Origin of the sequence: Pseudoalteromonas sp. XI10, from assembly GCF_001469895.1 — a bacterium.
GTDB lineage: Bacteria > Pseudomonadota > Gammaproteobacteria > Enterobacterales > Alteromonadaceae > Pseudoalteromonas.
Window position 1 is genome coordinate 201231 of record NZ_LOPY01000051.1, and the last position, 25576, is coordinate 226806.

At 42.8% G+C, this 25576-nt stretch carries 22 protein-coding genes; 7 read left to right on the top strand and 15 right to left on the bottom strand.

Annotated elements, in window-relative coordinates; translation table 11 throughout:
* Positions 1 to 18: 18 nt before the first annotated feature.
* A complete protein-coding gene (gene mraZ / locus AUR67_RS15145) occupies positions 19 to 477 on the bottom strand; it encodes a division/cell wall cluster transcriptional repressor MraZ (RefSeq protein WP_054552739.1) in 459 nt (152 codons plus the stop codon).
* 460 nt (positions 478 to 937) lie between these two features.
* Here mraZ and AUR67_RS15150 point away from each other — a divergent pair, with 460 nt between their 5' ends.
* The 4 genes from AUR67_RS15150 (at position 938) to AUR67_RS15165 (ending at position 2653) form a co-directional block, all read left to right on the top strand.
* Positions 938 to 1279: a hypothetical protein gene (locus tag AUR67_RS15150; RefSeq protein ID WP_054561058.1), complete on the top strand. Its 342-nt coding sequence runs from the start codon at positions 938 to 940 to the stop codon at positions 1277 to 1279.
* A 5-nt stretch (positions 1280 to 1284) separates the two neighbouring features.
* The gene (locus tag AUR67_RS15155) at positions 1285 to 1731 is read left to right on the top strand and encodes a hypothetical protein (protein WP_058585901.1); all 447 of its coding nucleotides are present in this window, start codon (positions 1285 to 1287) and stop codon (positions 1729 to 1731) included.
* Positions 1731 to 1988 carry a hypothetical protein gene (locus AUR67_RS15160; protein ID WP_054561060.1) on the top strand — a complete coding sequence of 86 codons (258 nt, stop codon included), beginning with the start codon at positions 1731 to 1733 and terminating at the stop codon, positions 1986 to 1988. Before AUR67_RS15155 ends, AUR67_RS15160 begins: the two co-directional genes overlap by 1 nt.
* Before the next feature lie 89 nt (positions 1989 to 2077).
* Positions 2078 to 2653: an AAA family ATPase gene (locus AUR67_RS15165; protein WP_058585902.1), complete on the top strand. Its 576-nt coding sequence runs from the start codon at positions 2078 to 2080 to the stop codon at positions 2651 to 2653.
* A 40-nt stretch (positions 2654 to 2693) separates the two neighbouring features.
* Here the strand turns inward: AUR67_RS15165 and AUR67_RS15170 are convergent, their stop codons facing one another.
* From AUR67_RS15170 to AUR67_RS15180, 3 genes are all read right to left on the bottom strand, one after another.
* A complete protein-coding gene (locus AUR67_RS15170) occupies positions 2694 to 3665 on the bottom strand; it encodes a glutathione S-transferase family protein (RefSeq protein ID WP_058585903.1) in 972 nt (323 codons plus the stop codon).
* 9 nt (positions 3666 to 3674) lie between these two features.
* Positions 3675 to 4517 (bottom strand): pirin family protein, encoded by an 843-nt coding sequence (locus AUR67_RS15175; protein WP_058585904.1) that lies wholly within the window; start codon positions 4515 to 4517, stop codon positions 3675 to 3677.
* A gap of 88 nt (positions 4518 to 4605) precedes the next feature.
* Positions 4606 to 5568 (bottom strand): YihY/virulence factor BrkB family protein, encoded by a 963-nt coding sequence (locus AUR67_RS15180; RefSeq protein ID WP_058585905.1) that lies wholly within the window; start codon positions 5566 to 5568, stop codon positions 4606 to 4608.
* A 122-nt stretch (positions 5569 to 5690) separates the two neighbouring features.
* Here AUR67_RS15180 and AUR67_RS15185 point away from each other — a divergent pair, with 122 nt between their 5' ends.
* The gene (locus AUR67_RS15185; protein WP_058585906.1) at positions 5691 to 6770 is read left to right on the top strand and encodes a mechanosensitive ion channel family protein; all 1080 of its coding nucleotides are present in this window, start codon (positions 5691 to 5693) and stop codon (positions 6768 to 6770) included.
* A 12-nt stretch (positions 6771 to 6782) separates the two neighbouring features.
* On the opposite strand, the gene tatA is transcribed toward AUR67_RS15185, so the two are convergent.
* From tatA to agaR, 3 genes are all read right to left on the bottom strand, one after another.
* Positions 6783 to 6938: a twin-arginine translocase TatA/TatE family subunit gene (gene tatA, locus AUR67_RS20810; protein ID WP_082401550.1), complete on the bottom strand. Its 156-nt coding sequence runs from the start codon at positions 6936 to 6938 to the stop codon at positions 6783 to 6785.
* 70 nt (positions 6939 to 7008) lie between these two features.
* Complete coding sequence (locus AUR67_RS15190) at positions 7009 to 9825, bottom strand: TonB-dependent receptor (RefSeq protein ID WP_055020779.1); 2817 nt, start codon at positions 9823 to 9825, stop codon at positions 7009 to 7011.
* A 315-nt stretch (positions 9826 to 10140) separates the two neighbouring features.
* Positions 10141 to 10905, bottom strand: coding sequence for a transcriptional repressor AgaR (gene agaR / locus AUR67_RS15195; protein WP_054561067.1), 765 nt, complete (start codon positions 10903 to 10905; stop codon positions 10141 to 10143).
* Positions 10906 to 11065: 160 nt separating this feature from the next.
* Here agaR and AUR67_RS15200 point away from each other — a divergent pair, with 160 nt between their 5' ends.
* A complete protein-coding gene (locus AUR67_RS15200; RefSeq protein ID WP_058585907.1) occupies positions 11066 to 12397 on the top strand; it encodes a sugar MFS transporter in 1332 nt (443 codons plus the stop codon).
* A gap of 30 nt (positions 12398 to 12427) precedes the next feature.
* Here AUR67_RS15200 and AUR67_RS15205 read toward each other — a convergent pair whose 3' ends face one another.
* From AUR67_RS15205 to AUR67_RS15230, 6 genes are read right to left on the bottom strand one after another with little or no spacing between them, the layout of a single operon-like run.
* The gene (locus AUR67_RS15205) at positions 12428 to 12940 is read right to left on the bottom strand and encodes a hypothetical protein (RefSeq protein ID WP_058585908.1); all 513 of its coding nucleotides are present in this window, start codon (positions 12938 to 12940) and stop codon (positions 12428 to 12430) included.
* Positions 12933 to 14627 (bottom strand): GMC oxidoreductase, encoded by a 1695-nt coding sequence (locus tag AUR67_RS15210; protein WP_058585909.1) that lies wholly within the window; start codon positions 14625 to 14627, stop codon positions 12933 to 12935. Before AUR67_RS15210 ends, AUR67_RS15205 begins: the two co-directional genes overlap by 8 nt.
* A gap of 15 nt (positions 14628 to 14642) precedes the next feature.
* A complete protein-coding gene (nagA, locus tag AUR67_RS15215; protein WP_058585910.1) occupies positions 14643 to 15806 on the bottom strand; it encodes an N-acetylglucosamine-6-phosphate deacetylase in 1164 nt (387 codons plus the stop codon).
* The gene (locus tag AUR67_RS15220) at positions 15784 to 16707 is read right to left on the bottom strand and encodes an ROK family protein (protein ID WP_058585911.1); all 924 of its coding nucleotides are present in this window, start codon (positions 16705 to 16707) and stop codon (positions 15784 to 15786) included. The genes nagA and AUR67_RS15220 overlap by 23 nt, the downstream gene beginning before the upstream one ends.
* Before the next feature lie 16 nt (positions 16708 to 16723).
* Positions 16724 to 17842 (bottom strand): SIS domain-containing protein, encoded by a 1119-nt coding sequence (locus AUR67_RS15225; protein ID WP_058585912.1) that lies wholly within the window; start codon positions 17840 to 17842, stop codon positions 16724 to 16726.
* Between the two features lie 23 nt (positions 17843 to 17865).
* Positions 17866 to 19131: a D-tagatose-bisphosphate aldolase, class II, non-catalytic subunit gene (locus AUR67_RS15230; RefSeq protein WP_058585913.1), complete on the bottom strand. Its 1266-nt coding sequence runs from the start codon at positions 19129 to 19131 to the stop codon at positions 17866 to 17868.
* A 274-nt stretch (positions 19132 to 19405) separates the two neighbouring features.
* Here AUR67_RS15230 and AUR67_RS15235 point away from each other — a divergent pair, with 274 nt between their 5' ends.
* Positions 19406 to 20866, top strand: a complete 1461-nt coding sequence (locus AUR67_RS15235; protein WP_058585914.1) for a Gfo/Idh/MocA family protein — start codon at positions 19406 to 19408, stop codon at positions 20864 to 20866.
* A gap of 223 nt (positions 20867 to 21089) precedes the next feature.
* Here the strand turns inward: AUR67_RS15235 and AUR67_RS15240 are convergent, their stop codons facing one another.
* Entirely contained in the window at positions 21090 to 22538 is a 1449-nt protein-coding gene (locus AUR67_RS15240) for an amidohydrolase (RefSeq protein WP_058585915.1), read from the bottom strand.
* A 275-nt stretch (positions 22539 to 22813) separates the two neighbouring features.
* Positions 22814 to 25492, bottom strand: a complete 2679-nt coding sequence (locus tag AUR67_RS15245) for a M14 family metallopeptidase (RefSeq protein WP_058585916.1) — start codon at positions 25490 to 25492, stop codon at positions 22814 to 22816.
* Between the last annotated feature and the right edge of the window lie 84 nt (positions 25493 to 25576).

Consider the following 25576-nt stretch of genomic DNA (forward strand, 5'->3'; position numbering starts at 1 on the left):
GCCTTTTTATTATTGTGGTTAGAGTGAGAAATTATCGAACTCAGGATTCGCCTCAAAATCGCCTAGGCGTTCAATTTCAGTATCTTGGCGCATTTGTTCATGCCAACGATCTTCATCCCAAATTTCAAACTTGTTCATCAAGCCAACCAACATGATTTTTTTTCCAAGTTCTGCATGTGCGCGTAACGACGGCGCCAGCAAAATTCGGCCATTTTTATCTAGTTGATACTCTGTAGCGTTACCGAGCAGCATACGTTGCATACGGCGAGCGCGTGGATTCATGTTCGAAATCTTTAATAATCGTTCTTCAATTTCGAGCCATTCTGCTAGCGGGTATAACCACAAACAAGGTTCATTTAAGGCCACGGTGCAGATAACCGTTCCCTGATCTTCAGACAAGATCGCATCTCGGTACTTAGTTGGTACCGCAAAGCGTCCTTTATCATCCAAACTCAGAGAGCTCGCACCCCGAAACATAACTTGCCTTAAAAATAGGTTGTTAATCGTTAATGATTATTTCCGATCCAGTTTGATCCACTAAAAACCACTTTTTACCACAGTGCTCCAGTTTAGGGCTTGACAAGCCATTTTGTCAAGTAAGCAGATCATCATAAGCGCCTTGTGAAGCCAGAAAAAATAAGGCCTCAAGCAAAGCCTATGAATTACGTGGGAAAAAGTGGAAAACATCGAAAAAAAATATTTTTTCAATTTTCTTGGCGATGTATTAGGGAAAAATGGTTAATGAATAACCAATGAATAATTACAAAATTATCGAATGTTGTAATTTTTACTTAATCACCCTGCAAGAGTTACGAATGTTCTCCCTCCAATGGCTGATTAAAAATTATAATGCATTGAAAAATTTAATTTTTATTATTTGGTATGAAGGTTGCGATAGGTTAGCTACCAATTAAATGGCAATTTTTAAGGAATGATTATGACTACCGCAACTTCTAAATCGAACTCAAGCACAGAAACTAATAGCAGTGCAAACTCGAACGCGGCTCAAGTAGAGGCGCCATTCACAGAAAAAGCAACTGAAGCAGCACATCACGCTGTTGATGCACTTTCAACTCGTGCAGCAAGTGCTGAACATAGTGTTCGCCAAGGCGCATCGAGCTCTGCTCAAACGCTTTCTGAAAAGCAAGCTGTAGCACGCGCTAAAATTAATGAGTACAGTGGTAAAACTCGTAAGCTTGCATCAGAAAACCCACTTGCAACAGCAGGTATTGCCTTTGCTGCAGGCATGTTAGTAACTGCTCTTATTCGTCGTAAGTAATTGTTATGCAGTCTTCTCAATCTACAGATGAGAAAACGCAAGAGGCCACTGAACAGCCGTTAAACGCTGATCAGTGGCAAGATCATCTTGCTAAATTATCTGATTACGGCAAACAGCTATACATTGACTACCGTGAACAAACTGGAACTTGTAAAAAGCTTGCAGCTGCTGAGTGGCGCTTATCAACACGTTCACTCGCCTTAACGATCATCCTACTCGTCTGTTTTGCAGGCGGCTTGGTGCTACTTTGGGCTGGTCTACTTGCTACTGTCGGTATCGCAATATTTAGCTTTAGCCAATCATTGTGGTTAGCCGCTATTTCACTGATTGCATTACAACTGCTATGCCTTGCATGGCTTTGGAAAAACATTGGTTATGTAAGTAGTAAGATAGGCTTTGATCACACGCTAAAAAGCGTTCGTCAATTATTTAATATTAATAAGGATGAATGATGTTAATTGATTATTTTATTAATAAACCACAGCACAGAGTGACTGAACTAAGCCAACAAATGGATCTACAAGATGAGCTTAAACGTCAACACCATCAAGCATTCAAATACCGTTTAAAACGCTTTGCAGTAAGTAAAGTAGGTATTGCCAGTGCCTTCACTGCGGGAATGGGCTACGAAGCACTTAATAACTCAGACCACAAAGACGGTAAATTGAAACAAGTCAGCCGCTTCAGCTGGTTACTGCGTTTGTTGTGATCTTTATCATGTAATGTTTGCTTTTTACTTCTCTTTGCCACCTATTTTCATTACCTTAAACACAAACGAGCAATTTGTGAGAATGTAAGGTGAAAAAAAGGATTGTATTAACAGGCGGCCCTGGCGGTGGTAAAACAACAGCCATCGATCTATTAAGACGTGAATTTTCTAATCAAATTGTTGTTGTACCAGAGTCTGCGACCATGCTGTTCAGCGGTGGTATAGAACGTGGTGATGCAACTCACCTCATTAAAGCTCACCAACAAGCTATCTTCAGCTTACAAAAACACCTTGAACATATTCAGCGAACCATGCACCCAGATCGTTTAATGCTTTGCGATCGTGGTAGTTTAGATGGGCTTGCCTATTGGCCCGGTGAGCAAGATGAGTTTTTTCAGTGTTTAAACACCAGCCCAGAAATCGAACTTAACCAGTATGATGCGGTGATCTTTTTTGAAACAGCTGCTAAGTCTGGGCAAAGTATTCATTCTAATAACCCTGTAAGAAACGAATCTGATCAGCAAGCCATTTTGCTTGATGACAAACTACAAGCTGTTTGGTCACAGCACCCTAATTTTAATTTAGTGAAAAGTTCAGAGTCATTTATTCAAAAGGTGATGTTTGGCATCGACACTATCCGCAAGGTCATGGATAGTTATAACTAACAGCTTAATCAGTCATTAAACTGTTAGTTATCAGAGTCTATTAACCACGATTATGTGGTCGAGCGTAGTCTATATCAGGCCCTTTTGGCACAACTTGAGTTGGGTTGATCATGGTGTGGCTAAAATAATAATGACGTTTTATATGATAAAAATCAACGGTCTTACTTACACCTTCAATTTGATATAACTCACGTAAATAGTTGCTGATCGCCGGATAGCTCTCAATAGTACGCAAATTACATTTAAAGTGGCCCACATAAACACTGTCGAAGCGAATTAAGGTGGTAAATAAACGCCAGTCGGCCTCAGTCAGTGTCTCACCCACTAAGTAGCGATTAGCTGTTAAACGTTGCTCAATCTTATCTAGAGCGGCAAAGAGATCATCAAAGGCTTCTGTATATGCTTCTTGCGTTGTCGCAAAGCCTGCACGATACACCCCGTTATTGATGTTGTGATAAACAAACTCATTAACTTCATCAATTTCAGAACGTAACGATTGCGGATAAAAGTCGCGTTCATTACCTGTTAGGGCATTAAACGCGCTATTAAACATTCTGATAATTTCAGCAGATTCGTTGCTAACAATACGCTGCGTTTTTTTATCCCAAAGCACGGGAACCGTAACACGACCTGAATAATCGGCTTTGTTACGCGTATAAATTTGATGCATAAATTCGCTATCGAAAAGTGCATCACCGGTGCTGTGATTGTCTTTATCAAAGGTCCAGCCATACTCTAGCATGTCAGGACTTACAACCGACACACTGATATAATCTTCAAGGCCTTTTAAATGGCGAAAAATCAAAGTGCGATGTGCCCAAGGGCAAGCTAAAGAGACATAAAGATGGTAACGATCTTTCTCAGCTTTAAAGCCCGCATCACCACTTTGCCCTGCACTGCCATCTTCGGTTACCCAGTTACGTAACTGGGCTGCCTCACGTTTGAACTCACCTTGATTGTTATCGGTGTCGTACCATTTATCTTGCCATTGGCCATTTACTAGTAATCCCACAATAACCTCCTATAGTGTGCCAAATTTACCTAGCTGATAGTCACGCACTGCTTGCTGTAACTCAGCTTGGGTTGTCATTACAAACGGGCCCATATGAGCGATTGGTTGCTTAAGCGGCTCACCGGCTAGGATCAACGCCCCGGCACCAGTTTGCGAGTTAAACTCAATGTTACTGCCAGGCTCTAAAATCAATAAGCTGCCTGCTTTAACTGGGCCGCCCTGTTCAGTATGAATTTCTCCAGTATGGATATAAATCATCACCTTAGTTTGCGCTAATGGTACATGGTAAAACTGCGTACCAGCCGGTAAAGTCACATCAGCAAGCATGCCATCAGCGGCGAGATCTTGTAGGCTAGAGTCCTGCTTTTCACCGGCAAACTGCCAGCTTCCTGCCAACGCTTTAAGCTCAACACCTTGCTCATTTTGAGTCGTTGGCGCTGGCGCTTCAGTGGTATCTTGATAACGTGGTGCTCTGAGTTTCTCAGCACTTGGCATATTGAGCCAAATCTGAAAGCCGTGCATGCCTTCTTTGGCATCCGCTAATGGCATTTCACTGTGGATCACACCAAAACCGGTACTCATCCACTGCACATCACCAGCACGAATCGCTTTTTTGTTACCCATTTGATCTTGGTGCTCAAAGCCACCTTTAATAATATAAGTAAAGGTTTCAATACCACGGTGAGGATGCGCAGGAAAGCCACCCATAAAATCACTGTGATTATCTGATTTAAGCTCATCGATCATTAAAAAAGGGTCTAAATACTTGCCATCAAAGCCAGGAATACGACTGATGTTTACGCCATCACCATCTTGTGTGGCATGGCTATTTAATTGTTGAATCACTTTCATAACTTTACTCCCGTAAATTGTATGAAATGATTGTAGGCGCTAATTTAACTAACAACCATGAGTAAAATTAGCGCCAATCATTCTATTTTTAAGAATGCTCATTTTGTTGTCTGGTTAACCTATCAGCCACTGTAGCACCCCGCTCTCCAACTTCTTTCTCTGGCCCTATGGTGCTATCGACTAAGGTTTGTTGTTCAGCACTAGCATTAATTGCCGCACCAAAAATGATGATGTATGCGCTGATATAAAGCCACATCAACATGATCACCACACCACCTAATGATCCATAAGTTTCGTTATAACTCGCAAATTGCGATACATAATATGAAAAACCGATTGATGCGATGATCCACAGCAACGTGGCAAGTATTGAGCCAGGGGTGATCCAACGCCATTTGGCGGGCGTTCTATGCGGTGCATAGCGATATAAAAATGCTAATGCGCAATTAAAAATAATGGCTAATAGCGGCCAAGTAATAAGCTGAATCATTAAATCGATAAGCTCAGTTAAGCCAACTAAGTTAAGCACTATTGGTAAAATACCAATGATCAATAACGCCACCAGCGCAACTACAATAGCACCTAGCGAAAATAAAAAGCGCACCACTAATGCCATAAAAAACTGGCGCTTGTTACGCTGATGGTAGGTAATATTACAGGCAGTGATGAGAGCTTGGCAGCCTTTGCTGCTACTCCAAACAGTCAATAATAAAGTACCTATGGCACTTGCACTCAATACCTTTTGCGATTGCTGAGTGATACCACTAACCTGTAGCAAAATGATGTCACGGCTACTTTCAGGTAAAATGGTAATCACTTTATCAAGCTGATCATAAATATCTGTTGGCGAGGCAAAATATGCATACACAGAGACAATAGCCGCCAGCGCAGGGAAAATAGCCAACAAGGCATAAAATGCCACACCCGCCGCCACAAAAGATAAATTGTCTTGTGATAGGTTGTGATAAACCCGCTTGCAGATATCCCACCAGCCTCGCATTGGGATCTCCATCGGTGAGCGAGCTTGGTAACCTCGATTGTCCTTACTCATAAACGACCTAAAAAATTGCCTTTAACACTCTCAAACTGCAAACAACTTGCCAGTAATAATGGCCTCTGAATTGCATTAAGCTAAGCTTATAAAAACAGTATAAGGGTCCATGGAGCGGTGCGATGAGTTATTATTTACTTATTAAAAATCAATTGGCTAGTTTGTTTACACCGACAGTTTCAGTAACGTCACAAGCAATTCCTGAGAGTCTATCTTGGCAAGACTTAAACTCTCAAATTACGCAGTTTTTACATACTACATGGCAAATGTTACCTGCACTGACACTCGGTATTGTAGCCATCATTGTTTGCTACTTATTAGCTCGTCCTTTATCGTATTTATTAATCAAACCGCTTGGCTTTGTCAGTGAAAGTAAACTTTTGCATGTGGTGACTAGGCGCTTTTTTAGCATCATTATCATCTTGTTTGGCGTGTACTTATTTTTGCGTCTTGCAGGGCTCACCAGTTTTGCCGTGGCGATTATGAGTGGTACTGGCTTAGTCGGGCTTATTTTAGGTTTTGCGTTTCGCGATATCGCCGAAAACTTTATCTCAAGCATGCTGCTCAGTGTGCAGCGCCCTTTTCGTATTGACGATGTGATAGAAGTTGATGGCCGTTTAGGGGTAGTTAAAAAAGTGACGGCTCGCGCCACAACTTTAGTTGATTTTGATGGTAATCACATTCAAATTCCCAATGCGACTGTGTATAAAAACGTCATTAAAAACCTCACCGCAAACCCAAAAATGCGGGGGCACTTTAATGTTGGCATTGGCTACGATAATGACATTCGCTATGCCCAACAATTAGCAATGAAAGTGGTTAATCAAAACCCTGCTGTTATTAATGATCCGCCAAGCCAAGTCTTAATTGATTCATTAGGCTCCGCTACTCTTAATCTAACCATTTATTTTTGGGTAAATAGTAACGAACACAGTACTATCAAAGTGGCCTCACAATTAATGCGAGAGCTGGTCAATACCTATTTAGCAGAGCAAATAAGCATGCCTGATGATGCTCGCGAGCGAATTATTTTAAATAGCGAAAACGATACCGAGCAGCCAAACAATAGTGTAAGCGCAGAGCCAAAAACAGCAAAATCACTTGACGACCATAGCCTTGATGACGTTAGCAGTGATGCCGATGATATTCGCGAACAAGCCGATCAATCTCGCGACCCAGAACAAGGTAGCAATATAATTTAAAATACTTATGGGCTAGGCTTCATCATTGGGTTTATCTTGCATAGCGCGTTTAAACCCTTTGACTGACGTCCCTAAATCTCCACCTATTCGGGATAACTTTTTTGTGCCAAATAACAGCACCACAATTGCAGCAATAATGGCTAATTGCCAAACACTAATTCCAGCCATAACAACCTCATTTTAAAATAAAAGCGCCCTTACAGGCGCTTGTTCAACACTAACACTAGGAATACTAAAACTAGAAACTAGCTCGAACACCCAAGGCTACTTGAGTACCAAAACGCTCAAGATAACTCACTTGGTCAGTACGCTTGGTGTAACCCCAATAACGCTCATTCGTTAAGTTCGTTGCTTCGGCAAACACTGTGAATTGGTCACTGATGTTATAGCTCATGCTGGCATCTAACTGACCATAATCAGAGATCCAATATGGACCACCCCATGCATCAGGATCCGACAAGAACTTGCTGCGCCAGTTATACGCTAAACGTGCTTGGAAACCATATTGCTCATAGTAAACCACGGCGTTATATGAGTTTTTCGACATGCCTCTAAATGGCAAACCTGATTCTTTTAGCTCTGGTTCATCGTAACTACTGTCAACATAGGTGTAGTTAAGCTGAAAGCCTAAGCCATTGAACGGTTCGGGTAGTAAGTTTTCTAACGACTGCTGATAAGCAAACTCAGCCCCTTTAATAGTTGCACCATATTCACTCTTACCTGGGTAAGATGCAAAGTAACGCACACCTTCGATTTCAACTGGGCTTTCGACGTAATCGATAAATGATTTCAGGTCTTTTACAAACACCCCGCCGCTTAACGAGCTACTGTCTTCAAAGTACCACTCTAAAGTCATATCTGCTTGATTAGCTTCTTCAGGTGTTAACGACGAATCACCCATAGAAAGTTGCGGTAAGCCTTCACGATATGTATCAAAGTTTGGCGCAAGCCACGGACGTAAGTAGCTTAAAGATGGGCGGCTAATCACTTGTGCCGCAGAGAAGCGGTAAATTAAATCATCGGTAATACTAAGCTTAAAGTTCATGCTTGGTAAAATGTTGCTGTAATCCCCTTTAAATGATTGCTCAACGGTTTCGCGCCAACCATTTTCAAGTGGTTTACCATCTTCTTGAAGGTCAATTAACGATAGATCATAAACCGACCCTTTAGAGCTCACTTCTGTTTGCGAGCCGCGAATACCAACGTTTAACATATACGGCATATTTGCAAGAGTGCTCTCGAGCGTCACTTGCGCATATGCTGTTAGGACTTCTTCGGTTACCTCATAAGTGCCCGATGAATTAAGCGATGCAACAATGCTCTTATCAGTTGCTTCAGCATTAATTGAACGATAATAAGCAAGTAACTTATCGTAATCGAAACTTGGCCATGGCTCAGGTGTAATGCTACTTTCGCCTTCTAAGAAGTTATCGAAATTCGCCTCTACAAACACATCACTTGGGATTTCAAAGAGGTTAAAATCACCAACATTGACCACGGTGCTGTCATCGAATTCATAGCCATCGCGTTCTAAATATTGACCACCATTACTAAATTGACTGGCATTTTTTGATGCATATTCAAGCTGGCTCTTAGTTTGTTCAAGGTAAGTTAAACCAAAATCAACACGGGTAACTAAATCGCTTTCTGGCACAAACGTCCCAGTAAACTTAAAGTCATTAACCGTGTCTTCAACCCCAGTACCTGTATTACGGCTATAGTGTGCACCGTAAGATTGATCCGCAGTTAAGCCCGGCGATAAGGTCACATCTGGCAGCATATTACCCGTGGTGTAATCAATCCCAATCGAGTCAATAAAACCACGCGCAACAATAAAGCGGTTATCACCGCCGTTTTCGTTTTTCGCTTTTGAATGGGCAACATCCACAGCCAGTGTTAGGCCATCCATTGGATACCATTTGGCATTAAGGGCAAACTGATAAGTATCGGTTTTACGTGGGTTGGTTAAGTTGAGTAGCTCCACCATGGTGTTACCGGTTTGCGTCATTGATACTACGCGACCTGAGTCATCAAATTCTGCATCAGTAAACACTGGCGTGCCTGGCGTCCAGCTTTCATCATAGTTAACAAAACCAATTTGATAGCGATGACCATCGGTGTTGTAACGTGAATAAAGAGCATCAAAGTTAATATCTAGGGTATCTGTTGGACGCCATTGCATTGCTAACGTCGCACCGACGCGTTCACGCACATCCTGCGCGTTGGCAAAATACATGTAACTCGGGATTTTTGAGGCAAATATTTCACTTTGCCCATCAATTTCTCCGTTGCCGTTCATGTCGACTGGCACACCTGCGCTGTCTGCCCCCCAACCTTCTTCTTCGTCAAAAAAGCCGCTTGCCGAGTACGTGTCTGCACGTAAGGTTTTCTTAGAATACGCACCCGAGAAAAGCACACCAAAAGTATCATCATTAAAGTTGTCACCGATGATGAATGAAGCATGCGGGTGCACATCGCCTGTTCGCGATTCATAAATCCCTTTTGCTGAAGCGCTCAAGGTAAAGCCATCTTGGTCTAGTGGTTTACGCGTTTCGATATCAACAACCGCACCAATACCCCCTTCAATTAAGCGTGCTTCTGGTGACTTATACACTTGTAGTGCCCCCACTAACTCTGAAGCAATGGTGTCAAAGTTAAAGTCGCGGCCTGAGTTTTCAGAAGCCAGTTTACGACCATTCAACGTGGTAATGTTGTAGCCGCCACCTAAACCACGGACTAAAATATTTTGCCCCTCACCGCCATTACGAGTGATGGTGATGCCCGGAATACGCTGCAATGCTTCCGCTAAGTTTTCATCGGGGAACTTACCGATGTCATCAGCGACAACGACATCAACAACCGTCGTTGCTTCTTTCTTTCGAAAGTTTGATTCTTTAATACTGCTACGGATCCCTGTAACTTCAATAACCTCAACATCCTCTTCGGCCTTACTATCGTTTTCTTGTTGTTGGGCCGTCGCAGCGAAACTGACTGATGAGGCCAAAATCGAGCTTATCAGCACGCTCAAATATGTTTTTCTAGTTGTTGTTGCCATGATGATTTCCTGTTTTTAAATGTTCAGATTTTTTCACCATAAAAATGGTAATGAGTAAGGCCTTATATTTAATCTATAACAAAATGAAACAAACTAGCAACAATTAATCACCTAGTGAAACTTTCGATAGTTACGAAATAAGTTTCAAAAACAGCAAAAATGGCTTCGCATGCCTTTAAAGATGGGGAGTTAATTTCGAAAGTTACGATAATGATTTTTTCTGAATATTTTCTTTTCGGTGGGGAGGTTCGGTTTTTATGAACAATAAAAAAGGCGGCAAAAGCCACCTTTCAATAGTTCTATTTAACTAGGGAGTTAAACAGTAATCACTTCGATACCTAAGCTCGTTAATGATTCAACGAACTCTGCCGGCATATTTTTGTCGGTGACCAGCACATCGATTGATTTAAGCGGCAATACATTATACAAAGCACGCTTACCAAATTTACTTGAATCAGTAACTGCAATGACTTTATCTGCGCGGGTGCACATGGTGCGATTCAGCATTGCCTCGGGCTCATAATGAGTGGTGATCCCTGCTTCTGAGTCGATACCATCAACCCCTAAAATAACCTTTTTAAAGTTATATTTACTAAGTGCTTGCTCGACTTCATTAGAGTAGAAAGACATTGATTTCTTTCGCAATTGCCCACCCAGCATAAACACATTTGCATCTTCAATATCTGCCAGTACATGGGCAATATTAAGGCCGTTTGTCATCACCGTAAGGCCCTGCTTATTGGTTAATGCTTTGGCAACTTCTTCTGTGGTGGTGCCAGAATCAATAATTAAAGAGTCGCCATCATCAACCAAACTTGCCACAGCTTTCGCTAATAACACTTTCACTGCGTAGTTTTCGTTATGCTTGTCTTTTACCGAAAGCTCTTTTGCCAATTTATCGCAGGCAATTGCCCCACCACGTGAACGGACAACTAAGCCACGCTTACCGAGCTCGTTAAGATCATGGCGAATGCTAACCTCCGAAATATCAAAGGTCTTTGCAAGATCTTTAACATTTACTTTGCCATTTTCCTCAGTCATCAGGACGATTTTTTGTCTTCTTTCTATTGTGGTTAGCATAGCTGGCCTGTTGTTTTAATAGCTGCTTTCAAATTTGTAGTTCAATATTACACAATTTACAGTTTCAAAGCCAAATTTAGTTTCGAAATAAAATAAAACTTTCAAAACTTACGAATTTTGTTTTATGATTATTTCACAACAAACTTCTTTGGTGACAAAAATGACAACACAAAGCTCACTGTTAGAGCAAACAGAACACACCAATCGCACGCAATTGCTGCCTATGATGATCATAGGTGGCTTGTTTTTCTTATTTGGTTTTATAACCTGGCTTAACGGCTCCTTGATCCCATTTTTACAAATGGTCTGCGATCTCAACCATATTGAAGCTTATATGGTGACACTGGTGTTTTATATCGCCTATACCGTGATGGCACTGCCAAGCGCCAAGATTTTGCAAATATTCAGTTATAAACATGGAATGTCGTTTGGTTTAGGCACCATGGCATTTGGTGCGCTGCTGTTTATTCCTGCGGCACAAATTCAGGCTTACTGGTTGTTTTTAGTTGCCTTATTTACTTTAGGTAGCGGCCTCACCTTATTACAAACCGCTGCGAACCCTTACATCGTGCTAATAGGCTCTAAAGACACAGCAGCCGTGCGCATTAGCATTATGGGTATTCTCAATAAGAGTGCTGGTGTGGTGGCTCCATTACTCTTCTCAGCAATTGTGTTTAGCGACATTGCCAGCTTTAGTCCAGAGGCTCTGGCCCAATTGAACAGCATTCAAAAGCAATTACAGTTACAAGAACTGGCTAATCGTTTAATTACTCCTTACTTTGTAATGGCAATCGCATTAGCGATATTAGCGGCGTTAATCATGCTGGCTCCGCTACCAGATATTGAACAACCAAAAACTAGCAACAACAGCGAGAGTAAATCAGTACTGCAATTTCCACACTTAGTTTTAGGCGTGATAGCTCTTTTCTTTTACATAGGTGCAGAAGTCATTGCCGGCGACACCATTGGCCTTTACGGCAAAGAACAGGGGGTATTGCAGTTCGCAGAACTCACCTCTTACACCATGGGCTTTATGGTGCTAGGTTATATTTTAGGTATCGTGTTAATTCCTCGCTTTTTTAGTCAGCAGCAGGCGCTGATATTTTCTGCGTTAAGTGGTTGTGTGTTTTCACTTGGTATCATTTTGATTGAACCGCAACAAACATCAATTGCAAACGTAGTGCTCTTTTGGCTTGCTGATAACAGTTTTCCAGATACCGTGTTATTTGTTGCATTACTTGGCTTATCGAATGCGCTGGTATGGCCGACCATTTGGCCAATGGCCCTTGCAAATCTTGGCGATAAAACCCAAACCGGCGCGGCATTACTGATCATGGGGATTTCAGGTGGCGCGCTATTGCCTTTGGTATACGGTGTATTTGCAGAATATACAGACAATGCACAACAAGCTTACTATCTGTTGATCCCTTGCTATGCGTTTATTCTTTATTACGCACTGATTGGTCACAAACTAACAAGTTGGCGTAAGTAAAGACATGGGCAGGCTTAGTTGTTTTACTATTTAACTAGCCTGCAACTTTTCTGATGTGAAATAGCCCAGTAGCAAAAATTCACGCACGGTAAAAATACACTTATATATTAAATACTCGTCACGCTTATCAGGGCTCACTTCTGAAAGAGGTAAGGCTTGCTGCGCTATTATGCGCTGTTGCTGCTGCAAAGAAATTGAAAATAAACCTGTAAGTTTATCTGCTAATTGCGACGATGAAAGAGTACCTTCTGCAATCAGCTCTGCGCCTTTTAAGCATGCCGCACGTTCAGTCGTAGTTAGTGTATTTGCTAGCATTAAATCTGTGAAAGCGACTAAATTAAAATACAGCTGTTCATTTGGCTCCAGTTCCAAAATAACCGCCTGCATTTGCGTGACTACATCCCGGTGAGCCGCTGTTTTAAGCACCTCAAAATGATTGTCATCCACTTTATCAAATAGCTGAATCGCAGCCACTGGCGTAATAGCCGCACCGAGTAATGCTGCTAAACATTTAATCGCATTTCGCCTTTGTAGATCAGCCATTGAACACCCCATTTTGATAATGTCGTGCAGCATGATCGGCGGCTCTTGCAGTAAATGCCATATAGGTTAACGAAGGGTTCTGATAACCCGACGAGCACATAAACGAGCCGTCAGTGACATAAACGTTACGCACACTATGAATTTGGTTGTAACGATTAAGCACTGAGGTTGTAGCATCATGTCCCATGCGCGCAGTTCCCATTTCATGGATGGCCTGCCCCGGCGCTGAGCCTTTATCGTAGGCTTGCACATTCAGATAACCTGCTTTTGTTAGCATCTCAACGGCTTGTGCTTTCATATCCTCGCGCATGCGCTGCTCGTTTTCTGCAAATTGACAATCGAAATTAACTAAAGGTAATCCCCATTGATCTTTTAATACCGGATCTAAACTCATTTTATTACGATGATAAGGCAGGCATTCACCAAAGCCTATCAATGCAACTTGCCAAGGCCCAGGTTTGGCAAGCTCTTCTCGAAAAGCCTTACCAAAGCTAAGTTCTTTAAAGCCCCGTCGCCAATCTTTGCGTGTTGCGTATCCTTGATAGCCATAGCCGCGAATAAAGCTATGCTGCTCGCTATCATAAAGGTTTCGAAAACGCGGGATATGAAAACCAACAGGTCTATCGCCATCATTAAAGTTATCAGCAAAACCTTTTGGTTCACCCGTTGCGCCAACCCTAAAATGGTGATCCATGAGGTTATGACCAAGCTCTCCACTATCGTTCCCTAAGCCATTAGGAAAACGTGCAGAGGTTGAATTTAATAATAAGGCTGTTGTGGCTACCGTTGATGCACAGCAAAAAATGATATTCGCTCGCTCAATACGCTCTTTTTTAGATTCAGCATCAATTACTTTGACACCTGTGGCTTGCCCGCTATCTGGATTGTAAATAATCTCTTTGGCAATGGAGTGAGTCTGAATAGTGAGTCGCCCAGTACGCATCGCTGCAGGTAAGGTAGAGGCTAAACTACTAAAATAACTACCGGTTGGACAACCTCGCATACAGCGGTTGCGCTTGCTGCATGGGGCACGACCTTGCTCAGGCTTTGCCTTGGTTAAGTGCGCTACTCGTCCGATGGTGAGGTGACGATTAGTGTAGTGAGTTAATAAACTTTGTTTAAGCTGCTGCTCTACGGCATTAAGCGCAAAAGGAGGTAAGTAAGGTCCATCTGGTAGCTGAGGTAAGTTCAGCGCTTCGCCAATAACCCCGATGTAGGCTTCGACTTTATCGTACCAAGGCGCTATATCTTTGTAGCGCACAGGCCAATCAACGCCGTGACCATCTTGTTTGTTGGCTGCAAAATCTATATCACTGAAGCGTAAGCATTGCCGCCCCCAAGTTAATGATCGCCCACCCAGGTGATATCCTCGGATCCAATCAAAACGTTGCGATTCTAGATAAGGGTGCTGCAAATCATTCACAAACCAATGTTTTATTGATTGCTTGGTGGCATAGCCAGTGCGTGCTTGTTTAGCTTGGTTGCGCTTTTCTAGCAGGCTAGGCCTGTCACGAAATGGCAGTTGCCAATCATCTTTAAAGGCAGTGATATAGTCTGTACCGTGCACAACCTGCCTGCCACGTTCTAGTAGCAGTACATTGAGTCCTTTTTCGGTTAGTTCTTTAGCAGCCCAGCCGCCAGTAATGCCACTGCCAATAACAATGGCATCGAATACTTTTGCCTGCATTCGTATCGTTAACTTTTAAAAGATTTGCTTACCCGCACAGATCGTTGCTTGAACAGAAAAGTCTTTATCGAGCAGGGCAAAATTAGCCTGTTTACCTACCGCAATACTGCCTATTTGCTCCGCTTTATTTAAAAACTCAGCGGGTACTAAACTGGCCATGTTAGTTGCTTCAACTAGGCTAGCGTCGGTTAGGTTATAAAAACGTTCAACGCCAACTTCCATGGTTAATGTACTGCCCGCTAAAGAACCGCTCTCAGTTCGCGCAACACCTTGCTCAACCACAATAGGAAGCTCACCTAAACGGTAGCGGCCATCTTGTAAGCCTCCGGCGCTCACGCAGTCTGTGATCAGAGCAATTTTATCTGCCCCTTTTAAACGGTAAACCATGTTCATGATGCTCGGATGCAAATGAATACCATCAGGAATAAGCTCAACCATGGCATCGTTGTCCATCAGTAATGCGCCAGTACAGCCGGGATCACGATGATGAATACCGCGCATACCATTAAAAATATGCACACCACCGCAGGCACCATGAGCAAGAGCTTGTGTTGTTTGCTCAAAATTAGCATCTGTATGGCCGAGCATCACACGCACACCTTTATTGGTGATATAGCGGATCATGTCGGGCGATTTAAGTAGTTCTGGCGCTAACGCAAATGAGCTTAAGCAACCTTCACATGCGGCATAAATTTCATCAAATCGCTGTTTAGTAAGCTCTAAAAAAAATGACTCGTTATGCGCGCCTTTATGTGCTTCGGCAAAGAATAAACCTTCGTTATAAGCCCCTAGCAACTGCGCTCCAGCCAAACCTTTTTGATAGGCACTCGCCATATTTTTATAAGCTTGAATTGAGACGTCCCAGTCTGCAGTCACCGTTGTGCCAACAAAACCCGTTACGCCGTGCTTTGCTAAAGAACGAGAAATAGTCTCTAGTGATTCTGGGGTGCCGTCCATAATATCGCAGCCTTCCCGGCCATGAATATGTAAATCGATAAAGCCCGGAAATAAACTGTGCTCACCTAAATCAATTACCTCGATCTCGGGCGCTATTTGCTTAGTAATGGCAGTAATTTTACCTTGCTCGACCAAGACCACGTGATCGAGTAAAACCGCATCAGCAGTCACCACTTTTGCGGCTTTTAAGTAATAACGATTAAGATGCGTTGGAATTAGCATGAACACTTCCTATTATTGCAGCGCCTCTTACGCCGCTAGAATCACCAAATTTTGCGCGCTTCACTTCTGGCACGGCAAAACCTGAAAATAAATGAGTTTGAATCGCGTCAGGGAGCTTTTCTACTATTGCATCAATGAGCGACAACCCGCCCCCAAGCACGATTACTTCTGGGTGCAAACTTTTGCTAATAGCAGCAAAGGTTTCGCCAAGAATATCTAAGTAACAGGCGAGCACCTTTAAGGCTTGTTCATCACCACGTTTGATATCGTTTGCCCATTCAATCGCTGATTTAGGAGATTGCGTAATATGCTGGTACAAGGTTTGTACGCCGGGCCCTGCAATATAACTTTCGACACAGCCATTTAAACCACAGCCACACTTTAAAACTGGCAGCTGGTATTTTTGTTGTAGATACGCAGACAGTGGTAAATGGCCGTACTCCCCTGACATGCCCAAACCTTGGTTAAACAAGGTTCCATCTATACACATACCGCCCGCCGCACCAGTGCCTACAATGGCACCGAATACTCGGCTATAACCTTCACCGGCTCCGCCATTTGCTTCTGATAAGGCAAAACACCGGGTGTCATTTAATATCGCAACAGGGCGTTTTAATAATGCTTGAAGATCATTGGCAATCACTTTGCCTGTGGCACACGGCACATTAGCCGACAGCACTTTACCTGCATCATTAACAATACCTGGCATACCGATGCCCACCGCACCTTGGCAACCCGATAGCTCATCGGCTTTGAGTACCTGCTGATAAATTGCATGCAAAAATTGCTGATAGTCATCAGTTGGCGTAGTAATACGCCAACTTTGCTGTTGCTCTAAATTATCATTAAAAATGGCGGTCTCTATTTTTGTACCACCAATATCGAGTCCGTAAACAGCCATACTTTACCCACACTACTTAGCGAGAAGTTAATGGGTAAATAGTTACCCCTTTTACAACACGGTTAACTTCGCCCGTAGGACAAGGGTTATCTGGTGTTAAACCGAGTGACATTGATTTATAAAATGCAAAAATCTGACAATAGACAATATAATACAGACCTTGCCAAACATCATCTAGCTCGACCAGTTCAGTATTTAACGCCAGCTTTTTAACCGCTAAACACTGTTGGTCATTTAATAGTTCGTTATATAAATCAGCATCATACAAACTACTATAAAAATCACTTGAGGCCATTAGCATCACTGCGGTTTTATCATTAATGATGGTTTTAGGACCATGACGAAAACCAAGTGGGGTTTCAAAGTAACTTATTAAATCGCCATTGGTCAGCTCTAAGCACTTTAAGGCCGCTTCTTTAGCATAGCCGAGTAATGAGCCTGCCCCTAAAAATACCAGACGTTCAATGTCAGTTTGCGCAAACCCCTTGATCTCTTCAAGTTGCGTGTCGAGCAGCTGCTCTGTCTGCGTAGCAACTTGTGCAAGCTGATTAACATCAGGGGTAAAAATACATAATGTTGAAAGCAACATTGAGGTGAAACTACTGGTCATAGCAAAGCTTTCATCCAGGGTTTCTTTTGGCATAAGTACACTAAAGCTGTTTCTTTTAGCTGTTGCTCTTTTCGCTAACTCACCATTTTCATTACAGGTAATAACTAAATGAAAGCACTTTTCAACAACTTGCTCTGCGATATCGACCGCTGCGACACTTTCAGGGCTATTGCCTGAGCGCGCATAAGAAACAAGTAAGGTTGGTGTGCCCTTCTGTAAAAAACCATGTGGGTTAGACACAATGTCGGTGGTGCTAACTGCACGCACATTTAAATCTGTTTTGGCTGTTAAGTGTGGTGCTAGTGCCTCACCAACATAAGCTGATGTGCCAGCCCCTGTTAATACGATTTGCAGTCCTTTTAATGCCAAAATTGGCGCTAAAAATGCGCTTATTTCTGCTCGATGCGTTTCAATAATAGCCGCCGTATTGCACCATGACTCTGGCTGCTGAGAGATTTCTCTTGCTGTCCAATATGCGTTTTGCTGCTTAAGCTCTGTTTCGTTTAATGATAAATACTGCGTCATAATTAATTCTCTCTCAACACCACTTATTGATTACAAGCACGCGAATAGGTATTCGTTACTTCCATTATTTTATTGAGTACTAACTCACGGGGTGATGAGTTAATTTGGCCATTGATCAATGCCTTGTATTGCGCTGGCATAAATTGGCTAAGTAAAGTTTGTGGAATAATTTGCCCTTCTAAGTTTTCAAACAGTGTTTCTACTGTTTGTTTTATTTCATCTTCAGGCCAGTAATAACGAATACGGTCGCTATAACTATAAGCTCTAAACAGCTTAGCTTCAGCACCTTGTGTTGGGTAAAACTTATTCCAGTAATGTGGCTTTTCAAGCATGATGCGATCACATACATCACGTAAATTAGAACGCTTAGCCGCTTCGACTAATTGATCTTCAATATAAGATAACGCAAACAACCCTTCGCGCAGTGCATAAGTAAGCTGTGGGCCCACTTTTAATATGGCAAAGTGATCTTGTACCAGCTCGTGGTAGCAATGATCTGGCTGATAGTCGGTAGAGTGAGCTTCATAAACAAGATTATCGACAGTGGTGATAAACTCTTTCAGTTTTTGCGCTTCATTACGTTGGTAATCAAAAACTTGATGGTTATCAAATTCAACTCCCGGCTGCACAACAACAGCAATAACACGCGACCAGACATCGCTTATGTTTAAGTTAGCAAATGCAGCCTGATGTAATTCGATTGTTTGCTGTACCCCCTCAACATGGGATACCTCAATAATTTCATGCTCTTCTGTTGCGCCACCCGGAGGAGGAACTTCAGTACCCACCACATAAAGAATATCGTTATCTTTTGAAACCGACTCAGCGGCTTGGCACATCAATGCTGCACGCTTGGCAATTTCGGCATCAGCTAAACGTTCTCCATCGTCAGCACATGGCATACTGGCATCTAAATGAATTTTCTTAAAACCAGCGCTTGCATAAGCTTTTACTAGGTCAACAGCTTTTACCATTGCAACCTCTGCAGGCTCATTTACCCAACACACGGGCCCTAAGTGATCACCCCCCAAAATAACGCGCTGGGTATCTAACCCTACTTTTTCGGCTATTGCATGAACAAACTCAACGAAGTCATGGGGCTTCATCCCTGTGTAACCACCAAACTGATTAACTTGATTCGCCGTAGCTTCAATTAAAATTTCGGTGTCATCATTAAGAGCTTGCAACATTGCTGCTTCGATAACGAGCGGGTGTGCACAACACACAGAATAAATACCCTGCGCTTGCCCTACTCGATTGTTATTTATAATCGTTTTTAATGCATTCATGGTTTTCTCCAAGCAGCTTACGCCTATGGTTAGATACGTGATTTGAAATTACAGTAGCACAGCGCGAAACGCTGCGCAACAAAACGAAAGACAATGAAAGCCATAAAATAAGTTTAAAACACGCTAACTACGCTATTATATAAGGATAAAAATGATAAAACCCAAAGTTACGAAAGAATTTGAAAGCATTTAATTGTAATTGACTTTGAGTTGCGATATAACAGAAACAACTGAAACCCACTATTAAAATAATCTCAGTGATTTAGGTATCGTTATGACAATAGATAGACGTAGTTTTTTAAAATCTGCCGCAGCCATTACCGCCGCGACAGTCGTGACTGGCTGTGCGAAAAGCCAACAAGGTGATAATCAAAGCACACCTCTTGCAGCACAAGGTAAAAGCGTAATGGGCTTAGCTGTGCCAGCAATGGATGTGGTACGTGTTGGTTTTATTGGGGTTGGTCAACGTGGTAGCGGCCATGTAAAACATCTTTGCCATATTGAAGGTGTTGAAATTAAAGCTATTTGCGATACAGATCAGCTAATGCTAGATAAGTCTGTTAATTATGTTGTTGAAAAAGGCTTACCTAAACCAACTGCTTATACGGGTTCTGATAAAGCCTATTTAGACATGCTAGCTCGTGATGACATCGACATTGTGATCATTTCAACCCCTTGGAAATGGCACACACCGATGAGTGTTGAAGCCATGGAAAGTGGTAAACATGCCTTTGTTGAAGTACCTGCAGCAACCACGATGGAAGAGTGTTGGCAACTAGTGAACACCGCTGAGCGCACGCAAAAGAACTGCATGATGATGGAAAACGTTAACTACGGCCGTGACGAGTTAATGGTATTAAACATGGTTCGTAAGGGGATATTTGGCGAGTTACTACATGGTGAAGCCGCTTATATTCATGACCTGCGTTGGCAAATGAAAGAAATTGACCGCAGCACAGGTTCTTGGCGTACTTACTGGCATACCAAGGCAAACGGTAACTTATACCCAACCCATGGTTTAGGCCCTGTTTCTCAGTATATGAACATCAACCGTGGTGACCGCTTTGATTTTGTTACATCAGTCAGCTCACCTGCACTTGGCCGAGCAGCTTACGCAGAGCGTGAATTTCCTGCAGGCCACGAACGTCGTTCACTGAAATTTACTGCTGGCGATATGAACACCAGCATTATTAAAACAGTGAAAGGTCGTAGCATTATGGTTCAGCACGACACCACAAGCCCTCGCCCTTACAGCCGCCATAACCTAATTCAAGGTACTAATGGCACATTTGCTGGATTCCCTAACCGTATTGCTCTTGAAGATGTGCCACCAGCCATCGCGAAAATTTACCAACAGCAATATGAAGCTGAGCTCGCTGCGTGGGAAAAAGCAGGTTCACAGGGTCGTAAGCCACATATGCAAAACTTCCATAGCTGGGATCAAGATATGGAAAAGTGGCGTGCTGAGTTTGATCATCCACTATGGAAACGCATGGGTGAAGAAGCGGTCAAAAACGGTGGCCACGGCGGTATGGACTTCATTATGCTTTGGCGCATGATCTACTGCTTACGAAATAATGAACCACTCGATCAAGATGTATACGATGCCGCAGCATGGTCATCAATCTTCCCGCAAAGTATGGCATCGGTTGCTGATAGAAGTAACAGCAAAACGATTCCAGACTTTACCCGTGGCGCTTGGCAAACAGGTAAGCCACTAGGGATTGTGTCTTAGCACTTACTCTCCTTGAAACACTAAAAAGCCCGCCCTTTGCCCTGCGGGCTTTTTTATTGTTTATACCAATTCGCTTAATTGAGTAGTCTATTTTGAGGCAAGAAGACCTTGTTGATAACAAGGCAAAAATTTCGTGATTTAGTTGCTCTAAATGAGAAATTTTTAACGCAGGTAGCGACAGGTTTAATCCCTCAAAATGATTAAGTATTATTGCGGATTGGTATTAATCCTTATTGTTTGCGCGTAAATCTAGCGCTGGCGCTCTATCACCTATCTGAGGGTAATATTTTACGTCCCCTTTACGCTGTTTAAACTCCGCTTTCGCTTTTTCAATTAAACTCGGATTTTGGTACAACTTTACCGCGCTCAAAGCAAGAGTTTCAGCGGCAAGAATCATCCCTTTGTGGCCAATCGAAGTACCACCAGAAGCAACCGCCTGCCAACTATGAAATGCTGTTCCTGGTACCCAGGTTGAAGCAATCAGGCCCGCCGTTGGTACATTCCAACTCACATCGCCAACATCTGATGAGTAAGTGCCTGCGTGCACCTTATCGCTTAGAGGCATTATTTGCTTTTCACGACCTATAATTGATTCAGCTTTTTTACCTAAAGTAGGACGGATCTGCTCTGCAAACGCCTGTTCTTTTTTAGAGTATTCAATACCACCAAACTCACTCATGCTTTCGTGCATAACATGGGCTAACGTCATATTAGGTAAAATATCCCATACCCCCGAGACGACTTCCCACTCTGCTTTGGTGCCAGTACCGAGCGCAGCTGCTTTTGCGGTGTTTTCTAAGCGCTGCCAAAGCTCTGCGAGATCTGCGGCTCTTGGCGTACGAAGGTAGTAATAAACCTCTGCAAACTCAGGCACAACATTAGGTGCACCACCACCATTAGTAATCACGTAATGAATACGCGTATCAGAAGGCACATGCTCACGCATCATATTAACCATGTAGTTCATTGCCTCGACACCATCGAGTGCTGAGCGGCCTCTTTCTGGCATCACGGCGGCATGCGCAGCAATCCCTTTAAAACGGAATTTTGCCCCTTTGTTTGCTAATGACGATGTCGCATCCGCATTGTTTTGTGATCCGGCATGCCAATGTAGAGCAATATCAACATCATCAAACAAACCATCACGAACCATATACACTTTACCTGCTCCACCTTCCTCAGCAGGGGTACCATAAACCCTTACTTGCCCTTGCGTACCTGTTTCTTCAAGCCAGCGCTTGATTGCCATTGCAGCTGTCACAGAGCCACCAGCAAATAAGTGATGACCACAGGCATGGCCCGCTTGCTTGCCTGCAATTGGGGAGTGAGCGGGTTTCGCGTCTTGCGATAGCCCAGGCAAGGCATCCATTTCAGCCAAAATACCAATCACAGGGCCTGAATCACCATAACTTGCAACGAAAGCTGTTGGCATACCTGCAACGCCTGATTGAATATCAAAACCAGCGTCTTTAAGAGTTTGCTGCATTAACGCGCTACTTTTATGCTCTTGAAATCCAACCTCTGCCCAGTTCCATAAATTATCGGCAATATTAATCGCGGGCTTTTTAAGATCATCAAAATAACCACTAACACGCTGTTGCTCATTACTTGCCTGTGCAGACTGAGAAACTAAAACACCAACAGCTAACATACTTAATGCTAATTTTTTCATCGGATTTCCTATTTATTATTATATGACTTAACACTTCCCCTTCATCCTAAGCGCATTTTTAAGTCGCTACAATCTTACACCTTAAATATTTAGCCCTTTTTGTTTGTATAGATAAGTAATTATGAATTAGGTATGCAATCAATGAACTTTACTGCAGAGTGGTTCTAGCTACTGTTGAGAAACTTTTCGATAATTACCGTTTGATTAATGCTGAATCAACTTTGCCCACAAAAAAAGCCCGCAACGTCAGCGGGCTTTTTGATTAGGCCTTTAGCTTACTGAGCATGTGCTGCAGCGCGGAAAATCGTGTTAGTTAACAGCACATTCATGCCTTCAAGGTAAGCGCGATAAGTTGGTGATTGTGTAAAGCCTATCACCATGCCTTTGCCTTGCGGTTGATGAACAAGCAATGGCTTATACGCAAGCTGTGCTTTATTTTGCTGCCATAGATAACCACTTGCTAGCACATCATCTTTACCTGTAAACCAGGCTAAGTTTTTACCTGAGTTCAGTTTTATTGGCGTGTAAATATCATTACCGTAAGCTACCGCAACAAGGTCTTTATCAACCCCAGCGGTTAACCAATGCTCTTGGTCTACTTCAACATTTGCAAGTACACCAGCTACATAGTCTGGCGATGTATGTGGCTCAATGCTCGCTGCTTTTAAATCATCGCGAGAAGTGAATAACTGCCCTGCCACTTTACTACTTTTATCATCATTGCTACTTGCTTTATCTTCTCGATAAGCTTGCTCGCGTTTAACATCTAACAAACCGTAATCAGCATTAGTGGTAAAGCGGTTAGCATTACCTAAGGCAATCAACACGCCACCCGCTTCAACCCAGCTTTTCAAATTAGCTGCACCCGATTTACCGAGTGCTTGCTCGTAATTACCTTCTGGTAAAATAAGCACTTGGTAATCACTTAAATCGGCCCAAGCAAGCATGGGTGTGCGAATAGCTGTCACCGGGTAGCCAAGCTGTCTTTCGATAACAAAACGAGTGTTACCGGCGCTTAGCTCACGAGTAGCTGCATCCCATGCAATCGCCACTTTAGGTGCCAGCATAGGCACTGTTTTGTTACTACCAAAGCTTGGGCCTTCAATCACCCAACTTGAATCAACACCATCAACTATTGCACCTGTTTGCTCGGCAATTTGGCTAATTTTAGTCAGTAAGTTTTTATCGTTTAGGCGCTTTTCGATTACTAAGCTACCCGCTGGATAGTTAGTTTTATCACCTAATACAAATGCTTGGTCAGCACTTTTCAGTTTAATGCCAGCTTGCAGTGCTGCTGTTAAAAAGCGTGCTGCGGCCGTATCACCCCAAGCAACAATATAAGCTACTGAGGCTTCTGGATTATTCACTTTGCCAAGCAATGTGTCGTCGGCCTGAACTGCTTTGCTATCTGCGCTAACTGCGCGACCACAACTATCGCTATCTACATTAAACATCATCGGCAGTGACCAACCTGTGACATCGTAAATTTCATCACCTAGGTTACGAGCACGACGTCTTTCTTGCTCTTTTACAAATGCTTCAGCCATATCTACTTGGTCTGTAAATGTGGTACGTACAAATACCCCGCGTGGCTGTGCAGTATCAATAAAATAGCTACCCGCTTTATACTTAACGCCACAGGCTTTGAAGTCTTCAGTTGCTTGTTTAACTTCAACACCATGCTCAGCCATTAAGGTTGCGAGTCTATGAGCGCCTTCACGGTTACTTTGCTTAGGTAAGATATAAACTCGCTCTTTGCTATCTTTACCCGAATCAATTGCATCAACTTGATATTGATAAAAGTCACCTAGTAGTTTTTCACGTTGGTTGGCAGCCCCTTCGGCGGTCGAAATTGAGGCCACAAATTGACGCTTTACAGTATTAAAATAGGTGAGTAGTTCACCGGTATTTTTCTCAAACACGTGGCCACGTGCAGAGCCTACTTCGTAAGTTGATGCTGATGCACCATAAAATACTGGCCAGCTATCACCGTAACCTGGATAAAAGGCATCAAAGATTTCACGGGTAAAGTAATCAAAGCCAAACTCATCAAAATACTTCGCATGATTTTGCCCAATCGCATCCATGTTGGCGATTTGGGTTTTCGTCATATGCGGATTAAATGGCTGAGCAGCCGGTGCAAAGTAGTAAGATTGGTCGCCGCCCATCTCGTGAATATCAACCACCACTTGTGGTTTATATTTATTGATTGCAGCAACTCTGCCTTTACTTTCAGGTTGAGTAAGCGCTAACCAATCACGGTTCATATCAAACAAATAATGATTTGTTCGGCCTCTTGGCCACGGCTCATTATGCTCTGCACTTAACCTATCTGCACTGTGCTCAAGACCCACAGTTGCATAATAACGAGTAACAAAGCGCTCACGACCATCAGGGTTTTGTAATGGGTCGATAAACACCACTGTGTTATCTAAAATTTTGCTGTTAACGGCATCATTCGGGGCTGCTAGCAAGTGATATGCAGTAAATAATGCAGCATCGGTTGAGCTAATTTCATTACCGTGCACGGCATACTGAAGCCACACAGACGTCGGTAAATTTTTAATTAGCGACTTAGCTTCTTTTTCAGAGGTGATACGCGGATCAGCCAAGGCTTGGGTGTTATTGGCGAGAGTTTCTAATGAGCGAATATGCTCCGCAGTGCCAACCACCGCATAAACCAGTTCACGACCTTCCCAGCTGTTTGCGTACTTAAAAACTTTAATACGATCAGGCGCAGCTTGCTCTAAAGCGCTAAGATAACGACGCATATCGTTGTAATTGGTGATACGCTCACCTACATCGTATCCGAGTACTTGTTTAAATGTTGGTATTTGCTGATTATAAGCCGTGCCCGGCCACATTGCTTCGGTATTCGCTGCACTGGCATTAAAGCTTGCCGTTATTGCCACAACACTCACTGAAATGGCTTTTATTATTTGTTTGGCGCTCATTATTTTTCCCAAATGAAAGTATCTGATTTGTACATTACAAAAGTATCGAAAATAAACAAATTAAAAACGTTAGATTGGCAAAAA